This is a genomic window from Candidatus Hepatincolaceae symbiont of Strigamia maritima, assembly GCF_055505085.1.
Window position 1 is genome coordinate 1 of the sequence record NZ_DBKDTU010000108.1, and the last position, 11,258, is coordinate 11,258.

Annotated in this window: 7 protein-coding genes and 3 tRNA genes; all 10 read right to left on the bottom strand. The window is 28.9% G+C overall.

Going from position 1 to position 11,258, the window contains the following annotated elements:
- Window positions 1–287 precede the first annotated feature (287 nt).
- Window positions 288–374: transfer RNA gene (locus tag ACQCX0_RS02590), tRNA-Leu, on the bottom strand.
- A 25-nt stretch (window positions 375–399) separates the two neighbouring features.
- Window positions 400–2,121: an acyltransferase family protein gene (locus tag ACQCX0_RS02595; protein WP_462562605.1), complete on the bottom strand. Its 1,722-nt coding sequence runs from the start codon at window positions 2,119–2,121 to the stop codon at window positions 400–402.
- Window positions 2,122–4,455: 2,334 nt separating this feature from the next.
- Window positions 4,456–5,253, bottom strand: a complete 798-nt coding sequence (locus ACQCX0_RS02600; RefSeq protein WP_462562607.1) for a methylated-DNA--[protein]-cysteine S-methyltransferase — start codon at window positions 5,251–5,253, stop codon at window positions 4,456–4,458.
- A gap of 194 nt (window positions 5,254–5,447) precedes the next feature.
- A tRNA-Ser gene (locus ACQCX0_RS02605) sits at window positions 5,448–5,537 on the bottom strand.
- A 112-nt stretch (window positions 5,538–5,649) separates the two neighbouring features.
- Window positions 5,650–6,594: a ubiquinone anaerobic biosynthesis protein UbiV gene (gene ubiV, locus ACQCX0_RS02610; RefSeq protein WP_462562608.1), complete on the bottom strand. Its 945-nt coding sequence runs from the start codon at window positions 6,592–6,594 to the stop codon at window positions 5,650–5,652.
- The gene (gene ubiU / locus ACQCX0_RS02615) at window positions 6,585–7,577 is read right to left on the bottom strand and encodes a ubiquinone anaerobic biosynthesis protein UbiU (protein WP_462562610.1); all 993 of its coding nucleotides are present in this window, start codon (window positions 7,575–7,577) and stop codon (window positions 6,585–6,587) included. The genes ubiV and ubiU overlap by 10 nt, the downstream gene beginning before the upstream one ends.
- The gene (ubiT, locus tag ACQCX0_RS02620) at window positions 7,564–8,295 is read right to left on the bottom strand and encodes a ubiquinone anaerobic biosynthesis accessory factor UbiT (protein ID WP_465029870.1); all 732 of its coding nucleotides are present in this window, start codon (window positions 8,293–8,295) and stop codon (window positions 7,564–7,566) included. Before ubiT ends, ubiU begins: the two co-directional genes overlap by 14 nt.
- Before the next feature lie 60 nt (window positions 8,296–8,355).
- Entirely contained in the window at window positions 8,356–10,119 is a 1,764-nt protein-coding gene (locus ACQCX0_RS02625) for a transglycosylase domain-containing protein (protein ID WP_462562613.1), read from the bottom strand.
- A complete protein-coding gene (locus ACQCX0_RS02630; RefSeq protein WP_462562614.1) occupies window positions 10,106–11,038 on the bottom strand; it encodes a hypothetical protein in 933 nt (310 codons plus the stop codon). The genes ACQCX0_RS02625 and ACQCX0_RS02630 overlap by 14 nt, the downstream gene beginning before the upstream one ends.
- Before the next feature lie 27 nt (window positions 11,039–11,065).
- Window positions 11,066–11,141 (bottom strand) — tRNA-Arg (locus tag ACQCX0_RS02635).
- Window positions 11,142–11,258 lie beyond the last annotated feature (117 nt).

Genomic DNA, 11,258 nt, shown 5'->3' on the forward strand with positions numbered 1-11,258 from the left:
AATAGCACTAACTAACTCTTCCTTATTCATCCCCTAACTCCTATTTACTTACTTAATAAATAGATTCTATTTGTAAAAATCTATCCCGTTTAAAACTGCCCAAATTCCCATTTAATTTGTCCCGCTACAATAAGTAGCTTAATTTTTAACCGGCATTGTAGCAGAATTGTAACAGAGCAATTTTCTACTAATCCATAAATCCCACAAAATCAACATTTTAAAATATTTTATTTTTCCCTTGACAACCCTAAAATCATAGAGTTTTTATAGGTATGAGAGTTTTAGTATGGTGCCTCCAAGGAGAATCGAACTCCTACTCCTTTGCAGGAAACAGATTTTGAGTCTGCCGTGTCTACCAGTTCCACCACAGAGGCTTAAAGATTATTCTTAAAGTTAATACTAAAGGTTAATTTTATTAAATATCTCGGTATTTAAGTTTCCATCTATATTATTGTTATTATTATTTATTTTAGATTGGGTAAGAATATTGTTTAAGTCTAAATTATCAGGCATAGGAATATTGCCTAAAACTAAGATTAGTTTAGCAGTTTTAGATAAATCATTTAAGGTTTTATCTAGCTCTTTTCTTAAAATATGTTCATCACTTTTATGATAAATATTACTCCATGAATTACTTAAAATCACAATATCGTAGTGTTTAGCTAATTCATAAGCTTTGGCAGAATTGTAATCACAAGCACCTCCCATATTATCATCTTGAGCAATATAGTTTTCTTTATTGGTTGTTGTTAAAGCAGGGCAAGCATCGTGAGACATATTTCTAAAACCAAATCCTAGTTTTTTAGCAATAATATTTAATGCAGGAATATAGTGGTAAGAATTGCTATCTCCCCATAATATTATATTTGATTCTGTTTTAGCATTATGAGTACATTTAGCTTTAAATAAGTCATTATTTTTATTTACATACTCTTTAGTCTTTTGCCGGCAAGTGTATTCATCTATTGGCCACTTAGGAGTTATATTTGCATATTTTACACCTCCACGTTTAGCATAATAGTAATTGGTTTGCAGTATTGAGAAAGGAATAACTATAAAGATTACAATTGCAAAAGCAATATTCCAACGCTTAAATCTGCAAGTTTGTTCAATAAATAAGTAGGAAAAACCACCTAACAAAATAGATGCTATAAATATAGTAATACCAGCAGTTAAAGTAATATGTAATCCATTAATATATTTATAAAAAGCCAGTATAACCCAATGTATTAGATAAATAGAGAATGACCATAATCCAATGTGTTTTAAATAAATACTACCTAAAGCCTTATGAATAAAGGTTTGATTTTTAAAACCTATAATAATTAATAAAGCAGTAGGAATTACTACAATTAAAGATAAATAATTAGGTAAGTTATAGTTTTTAGAAAGAATTATAAATCCTATAGATATTAATCCTACAGAAATAATAGATAAAATACTAGCAATTTTATGATTAATATTTTTATAATATTCAGTAACATATAAAGCAGATAGACATCCTAATATCAATCCAAAGGCACGAGTAGGTAACATATAATAAGCAAACATAGGGTTAGTTTTAACTATTATAGAAGCCCATATTACAGATATAATTCCTACAATAACTAATAAAATAAAGAATAGCCTTTTATATTTAGATAGAAATATGAACAGTAGAGGGAATATAAAGTAAAACTGCTCTTCAACACCTAAAGACCATAAATGTAAAAGTGGATTTAAAGAAACATCAGATGCAAAGTATGAAGTATCTAAATATTTATAGAAGTAAACATTAGCAAAACCAAAGACAGAAAAAATAGCACTTTTAGAGGCTTTAGCTAAATCTTCAAAATTCATAAAAATATTAGCTAACAGTACAGTTATTAAGATAATAAAGATTGTAGCAGGCGCTATTCTAAAGATACGACGCTTATAAAATCCAATTAAAGATACAGTTCCAGTTCTTTGTTTTTCGGTAATTAAAGTAAAAGTTATAAGGTATCCTGATATTACAAAAAACATATCAACACCTAAATAGCCTCCAACAAGAGAATCAGGGAAGATATGAAATATTAATACAGATAATACTGCAATTGCTCGTAAGCCTGTTATATCCTTACGATAAGAGGTTTGTTTCATTGTTATTAATCTTATGTTGACCCATTATATAACAATAAGTATACCCAAAATCATAAATATCTTAAAATTTTAAAAATATAAATAAATACTTGACAATTATTTTTAAGCTATTCTAAAAGATTTGTGCCATTTAATTTGGTCTAAAGTGTCATTAAATTTGTCCCGCTACAATTCTTTTTATTATAATCTGAAAAAGTAGCCAATCAAAGAAACATTATTTTTTTAAAATGATATATTTTTTAAAGCACTAAGGTGAAGCTAAGAATATCTGTTAGCAATGATGTATTTAGTACTTATAAAAGATATAAAAAATACTAAATATTTAACCTCTGACAAGAAAATACTTTAAAAGTAATAAATTAATTTTAAGGTTAGTATAACGAAATAAAGACATAAAATTACTAATAATTTAATCCTATGCTACACATTAAAACTAAAATATTAACATTAAGAAATTACTTTTAAAGCAAAACTTTAGAAGTAATTTCTTAAGTAAAGTCAATTAGATTAAAAGTTTGCTCTCAGGTTATAACAATTTATTTTAAATAAAGAGCTTAATGCTAGGAAAGATCATTTCTGGGATTTTCTTTCTTCTGTCAAGTTGCCCATAATACTAAAGCATGTAACTTATTCTAGAACAAGCTGAGATAATCAATCGTCAATTCATTGCTACACATGTTAGAAGTAAAGTTTTAGAGCTAAATAAAAATATTTCAAAAGCTATTCTATTAGCAAAGAAGAATTTTATCCCTTAGTACAGTATAGTAGGAAACAAACACAGGATAGTAAGATTATAGATATTTATTCTCAAAAAGCTTATTTTTAGCCAAGTTCTTAGCAAAACACAATGATTTCTTTATAAATAATATTGAGTTATGGCTGAACAGATACGATTTAGGATCTGTTTTTGTTAATAATCCACAAGTTTTCTTAGGATAAAGATAGGATGATTTAATATTAGGGTACAATTAATATATAGATGTTTATACTCAAACTTATAAGAAACATTAGCAATGAAACAAGATAGCAATAATTATAATTCTAATTATGAAAGTATTATAACCGGTAGGAGAAATATGTTACTTAAGCTCAAATAAATTAATATTGAGGTTTTGATTGAGGATATTAGGGATATATTATCAAATATTTCCAAAAAGAAAGGGAATAAGCTTAATGATAATCCATACTTAGGGAGCTTAGATAACAATTATGAGTTTTTGTAGGTTTTTGCAACTATTCCGTAGTTTACAGAAAATAAAAAATAGTCGTAGAAGAAGTAGCAAAAATATTTTTCGGTACCGTAAAGTTTCAACACCCCAATGTAATGCATAATGTAACTCCAAGCCCTCTTTTAGCTACCGTAGTTTCTGTATTTCTAGCTTATATAAATTAAATCCTTCTTGAAATTTCATCAGTGCCGGAGTACAAAATATGGGAAAGTTTAGTAAAAAAGTAAAATATGCTTTAGTAATCGTCGGATTAAGGGAAGGTTAGGATGTTTCTGAGAGCAGGAGTATGAGCTAATTTGGTTAATTTAATTAAAATTTATTTTCTGCAACAAATATCTCACACTCCTCCTGCCTGTGTGATTTTATATGATAAATCCTAATTGTTAGAGAAAATTCTAGCTCTGGGGATTAAATTTTTTTGTGATTTATCCAAAATTACTATTGAAACTACCATTAATAAAGATTTCATGCGAGAACATTCTATAAAGTATCTCTCTTTCTCAAATTATATATGCTCAAATATAGATCAGAGAAGAAGCACTTAGCTTTATTCATAATCTTAATGCTAAGTTGATTATCAAATCTCTTGATGGTTTGGGAAGGCACAATATTTTCTTTGTTGAGATAAAGACTACCCCAGCTAACCTTAGAAAACTTAACTTATCTTTTCCTCTTGTAAAGGAAAATTCTTTACTTAGAGTAATCATGTAAGTTTGGCAAATCAGCGGAATATTATTCGCTTTGATGCTTGTAAATATATTTATGCCTAGCTAGATGCTGATAACTTATTGTATTATTTATATAATAATGTTGTTAGCTTACTATTACATAGTAAAAGTAGTGATTGTGCATCAAAATAATACTATAAAAATCATAAAATAGTAAAATTGTGAGGGCTTTATAACGGCAAGTATTGTTGTTATAATTTCTCTACTTATTTATCCGATATATAATATAAATATATAGTGGGCTTTATTTATTTAGTATTAGTATTGCTGTGATATTTTTTGTATTGCTAATTTTTACTAAAAGTACTAAAGCAAATTCTTGTAATTTTAAGTAATATCAAAGGTACAAATAGTAGATTGTAAGTTATATAGGAAAACTAAAGCTTATTAGCATTTCCTAATTCATAGAGTAAGAGAATTTTTTTACAGTTATTTCCCCATAAATATTTATGCGTTTCTCCTGATTTCTTAATAACCCTATGGCAAGGAATTAATAAGGAAATAGGATTCTTCCCAACACTGCCGGCAGTAGCTCTCGTTGTTTGTACATTATTATTTACTAATTGAGCTAGTTTTTCATAACTTAGTGCAAAACCTGAGGGAATACCTAATAAAGTTTGCCACACTTTTATTTGAAAAGGTGTGCCTTTTACAAATAGGGATAATTTAGCTAAGTTGTTAGGAGAATTAAAGAAGATCTTTTCTATCATTTTTTGAGTTACTAGAGTATCTAAATGAAGAGTCATTTTAGGGTAAAGTTGTTGTAGTAATGTTAGGGGTTTACGTAATTCATTATTCTCTACAAAAGCTAAATAACAGATTTTATCCTGCATTAAGGCAATAAATACTACTCCTAAAGGGGTAGGATGATTAGCATAAACAATTTTATCTATAGTTAGAGGCGTTACTATCAATTCTATAGTAGGATTAGCTAAAGTAATGAGATCATTAGTAAGTATTTTTTTTAGAGAAAAAGGTTTGGAAAAAGCTATTAATTGTTGCGGAGTAATATTTGCAAAAGCTTTACATATTTTTTCTAAAGTATCTACACTTATATTTAGGAAATCTGCTAAGAAATTCGGAGATATTTTATGATTCTTAGGGGTTTTATCAAGAAAAGATATAGCTTTTGCTATATGAAGATAATTTTTTAAGAAGGAATCTTTATGTAACATAATAATAAAATATCATAAAAAGCTTGGACACCATATAAAATTACACATTAAGCATTCTAGATACTTATATATTTTTTCTTAACACAAAATATTCCAAAGTTACTTTTAGTAATTAATGTATAACTATTTATTTAATAGTGAGTTCAGAATATTTGGTTAATAAAGTAAGTAGTTTATTATGTTTATACACTAGATGGCGGAAGAAGAGGGATTCGAACCCTCGTTAGGGGTTAACCTAAACACGATTTCCAATCGTGCGCCTTAAGCCGCTCGGCCATTCTTCCTAGTCCACAGGTATTTCCTTATTAATCATACCGTTTAGTCTATTATATTTAAGCATTTACTTTTATGAAAATATTTATTAGTAGTTTTCATAAAAATTATTTAATAAATACCTTATTCAATACTTGCTGTTATATTTTTAGTATAATCACGTCCTGCAATACCGTAATAAAATCCGTTAGAGAATTCAACGCCTTTAGGTACTAATTTTTCAAGTGTAATATAAGCAATTGATGGATCTATTTTTTTATCTAACACATCTTTATATAATTGAATAATTTTTACCATATCCATATAATGAGGGGAAATTCTAAAAACATTCACTCCCATATCTTGTAAATCTTCTAATTCAAATAGTAAATTAACATAAGTATAAGACATAGTTTGAGTGCCGTTAATTGCTAAGAAATTCTGCCCACTTAAAGTCTGTAGGGATTTAGCGTTATAATCTTGTTCACAAATATAACCACAATTACTTTTACCAGTACCATGAATTCTAGCATGGTAACATCTAGCAGAGATAGCTAATGGTAATCTTCCAAAAATCTGAATTTCCGTTTCTTGGGTATTAGCTTGAGCTAATACCTCAACAGTGTGCTTGCTTAACTCTCCGGGTAGAGAAAATCTTATAGCTCCTTGTTCTAGTAATACTTTGAGGGATTCTTCATTATAAATATTAATCCCCGGTCCTACTACATAGGGTTTATTTTTAAGTAACCCTAGGGTTCCTACATCATTGCTTTCTACTATATACCCCTCATCGTATTTATTAATAAAATCTTTAGCTCTATTCATCTCCTTATCTCCTAACATTAAGAAATAAGTAGAGAGAATAACTTTCTTACCACCTTTTTCCAAGCGAGTAATTACCTCATCAATAGCAGGTTTAAAGAAAGGATCTCTTTTATAACAGACTACTTCCCCTAAATATACCTCATCTATTGAAGATTCATCAGCAATCTGAAAATAAAAATCTCGCCAATCATTGACTTTCCAGTTAAATAAACAAGGACCTAAAGTGAGTTTATAGTTAGGAGTTGCAGAGAATGTCATAACCATTTATTCGCATAAGCTCCTGAGGTATTACTTTTTCCTTCGGAAAGAGCAATTAATTCTTGGGGATCATAAGCTTCTTCATTATTAATAGCATCTAAAGCTTTTCTAAAAGCTCTTACCACCGAAGCAACATAAGCTTTACTACGTTGTCTCCCCTCGATTTTAAGTGCTTTTACCCCAGCTTTAGCTAAATCAGGTAACATATTTACTATACTCAGAGAAGAAGGTTCTTCGAATAAATAAGAAGATACACCATCAGCTATGAATCTACCCTTACAAATCGTAGGATATCCTGGAGCCTCACCTTTATTAAATTTATTAATAGTACTACCGTTTAATTTACTTAATAATTCTTTACCACTATCTACGTATTCAACATGAGAATCCGGAGAACATACTCCTTCCTTATTAGGTGATAATCCTGTAACATAAGAAGATAAAGAACACTTACCTTCAGCCATAACACATAACCCTCCGTAGACAAACACCTCAGTTTCTACGTTAACTTGTTTGTTAATATCATAAATAGTCTGTAAGCTAACTACTCTCGGAAGAACAACCCTAGATACTCCATAGGTTTCTCTAAAGTAATTAATAGCCTCTGCAGTGGAAGCTGTAGCCTGTACTGAGAGATGACGTCTTAGTTGAGGATGATTTTTTTGGGCATAGGCTAAAAGACCGATATCGGCTAGAATAACAGCATAAGCTCCGCATGAAGCAGCATCATCAATGGCTTTATGCCATAGAGATACGTTGTTTGCGGTGGGGTAGGTATTAATAGCTACTAAAACCTTAGAATTATTATCACTAGCAAGTTCTACTCCCATTTTTAACTCATTCTTTGAAAAATTTAAACCTGGAAAATTTCTTGCATTTGTAGCGTTATTAAAGCCACAATATACTGAATGAGCTCCTTCTTTTACTGCTACTTCTAAAGCCGCCGGTGTTCCTGCAGGACATATTAATTCCATATCATAGGTGCTCATCAGTTATCTCCTTATTAAGTTCTTGATTTTCAATTGGTTTGTAATCGGCTTTTCTACGAACAGGTTGTCTAAAACTTACTACCATTTTTTTATTTAAATTATGTAGTAAATCTTCCAGATTAGCAATTTTTTGTTCGTGGTTGGTTATAGTCTGGTTAGTTTCTGCTAATAAAGCAGTACTAAGGGTATTGAGATCTTTAGAAATTGCTTGATAAATTCCTAAAGCTTTAAAAAGTGAAGTTTCCATAGGTGTAGATAATTTTCCGAAGCCTGTAGCTAAATCTTTAATAATATCTACATTTTCACTATCTATAGCGTTTCTTAAGGCTACTACTAAAGTAGTAGATCCCTCTATTACTAAATCTTTAGAAAAAAATGCTGCATCTCCGTCAATTTTTCCTTCAAAAAGAGCTAGTAAATTTTCTAAAGTACCACTAATTGTAGCATTGGCATAAAATTTTTCAGTACGTCTAATGGCTTTTAATGTAGGGTTAATAGAACTAAGTTTTAAATAAAATACAAAAGGTAAGTCTATAGGATTAATAATAAAAGTAGCATGAGAATATTGACTTAGTCTTTCAAAAATCCCTGGATGCTTTTGCCACATTATTTTTATTGCATAACCAAAAATAGGTTGTAATAAAAATAACGGCACACGTTTAAAAATTAGCCCTAACATTAGAACTAAAGTTAGCTTATAATTCACATTATTTATCATTTAAATCTACTTAACTTATATACTAAAAATTATATCATAAGTCTTTAACTATATAAATACTTATTTTAGAGATTTAATAATTTGCTTAATCATAGATCTATTAATAGGGCTATAATTTGTAGCATAATTCTCTTCAGCTGTTTTATTAATATCTCCTAACCACGTTATTATTACATAATTACCTGAATAGGCAAAAGCTATATTTTTATCTGTTATAACTTTTATTTTTTCCTTAGAACTAGTAAATTCAAAATCACTAATTTGTGAATCTATAGTTTCCAAATTCTTAGTATTTAGCATTTCCTCTTGGGTATATTTATCAAAATAGTAACTATTAATATTTTTTAAATAAATATGATCCCCGGACAAACCTTTATTTGCAAAAGCATATACTAAATTTGCAGCATCTTTAATATTTCCTTGTACTCCTATGTAGGTATAAGTAGGCATATTTTTAGGCATTGTTTTTTCTGTAAAAATACTTAAATTAAAAGTATTAAAAAAGTCCTCATAGATTTTTTGTTGAGTTTTAGAAAATAAACTCTTCTCTAATAAAGAGAATCTCCTAATAATTTTAGCAATATTAGGAGAATTCAAAAGGTCAACATTTTCTTTTTTGGATTGATCTCCTTTAAATAAATAATAATCAGTTATAAGAGTTTGATAGTCTTTATTTAATAAAGAAGAGGGGATAGGGATTCTATTATTTAAAGATATTAAATATAAAAAAGGTTTAAAAGCTAGCGGACTGATAAAATCAGGTAATTTTCTTAAGTAATAAGTAGAGTGATTTTCATCTATTGCTTGGGTAAAACTAGTAACAAGTAATCCATCTCTAAAAATAATAACTGAGCTATTTGGTATATCATAGGCAGATAAAGTATTTATCGCAATGCTAGAAGCTATAGTAGATATTTCAGCAGATAAGTAAGTATTAATATTAATAACAGAACTTCTATTCAGATAATGTACTCCCTGAGTTAGTAGATTATCCAGTAACGAGTAATGGAGATTAGTATTTAGTTCTATTTCTTTAAAAGTAGTACTTCTAGCAACTGTAGCCTCTTCTATACTAATAAAATCATCTTTTTTCATTTGATCAATAATAGCATTTTTAGTAATAAGATTTGGGGTATAATCATAAAAAATATTATTATTTTTATAAGCTAATTCTAATAAAAATGCTATTTCTGCAACAGTTAATTCTGTGTAAGGTTTCTTAAAATAAGCTGCACTGGCATTATTTATGCCTAATAAACCGCTACCGTAATAAGTAAAATTAAAATAAAATTCTAAAAAATTAGATAGAGGAAAATGATCAATAAACCATTTTAAAACTATAAACTTTTGTAAAGGATTAAGAGCCATAGTTTTCTCTATAAAGAATTTAGTATGTAAAAAATTAGGATAGTAGTACTTGCATTCAGAATTTCCCTTAGAGGTACTGTAAACTTTACAAGTATCTTTTTCTTCTAATAGATTATGCATAGAAAGCATAGCTGATAAGAGATTAGATTTTAAAAGAGAATTTCCTGTAGCAATATTTTCTAAAGCAAAATTGGTATAATAAAGTGAAACTTTTTTACTATCAAAAACTTCTAAAGACATCCCATCAATATAATAACTTTGAATAATCTTAGTAGGATTAATATAACTAATAACATAGCCATAAATAATTATAGATGTGAAAAAAGCTAGAGTTACAAGAAATAAAGCTTTAATTTTTTTAGTATAAATTTGCGGTTTTAGTTTTCTAAACTGTTCTTTAAGATAAGATACCTTTAGCTGTTTATTTTTTACCCCTTCCTGCTTAAAAAATTCCAAAAGTTTTTTTTTTTAGTTTCTTTTTTTTGTCTTGACTCTCTTTATCATCAAAATAGTCAAAGTCTTCAGGTTGCTTAAGTTTTTTAGCTTTTTTGTCGTTAAAATCATCATCATCATCCTCCTCATCATCTCTTCGGGAGTTCTTAGATTTTTTATTTCTTCTGTCGTCAAAATCATCCTCCTCATCATCTCTTCGGAAGTTCTTAGATTTTTTATTTCTTCTGTCGTCAAAATCATCCTCCTCATCATCTCTTCGGAAGTTCTTAGATTTTTTATTTCTTCTGTCGTCAAAATCATCCTCCTCATCATAGTAATCTTCTTCATATCTACGTGATTTACGTGCCAGTCTGTCCTCTTCTTCAAAATCTCTTGCAAAAGGTTTAATTCTATAATTTTTTCTATCATCTAACCTATCAGTGTACAGAGGTCTGCTTTCTTCTCTTTGGTAATCATCTTCTATAATTCTACTTAAGCGAGAAAAAAAACCACTAGCTCTTGAGGCAGAAGCTCTTCTTGATGGTCTTTTGTTAGGATCTTTCTCATATGATCTAGCATTAGGATAGGTTGCTAAATTTTGATTCCTATCATCATAATCTTGGGAGGGAATATTTCTTGATTGTCCAGGTGCGTAATATGAGGAATTAGATCCCTGTTGTGATCTTGATTTTCTATAATTGCCATAATTTTGGGAACTATATCCTTGGGTTCTGGAAGAAGGATTTCCACCATAACTATTCCTATTACTATAAGTAGGTTGGGGATAAGCATTTTGATTGTTATAATTACCTGCAGTATTAGGTATAGAGCCAGAATTTTGCGTGCCTTGGTTAGAGGCGTAATTTCCCATAGGGTTGTTACTATAATTAGAATAGCCCCTTTGTCTATTATAAGTATTATTGTAATTATTGTTGTTATACATTAACAATCCTTTCTTGAATAGATTTTTTGGTACACCCGAGAAGACTTGAACTCCTACCTTCTGATTCGTAGTCAGATACTCTATCCGGTTGAGCTACGGGTGCAAACCACATAATATTTTCTTTGCCTATACTTCATGTGTATTTTATAATAATGTATAAAAATTATAAAAAAAACATTAACAAATACGATCAATTTATACATAATTATACTATTATTTA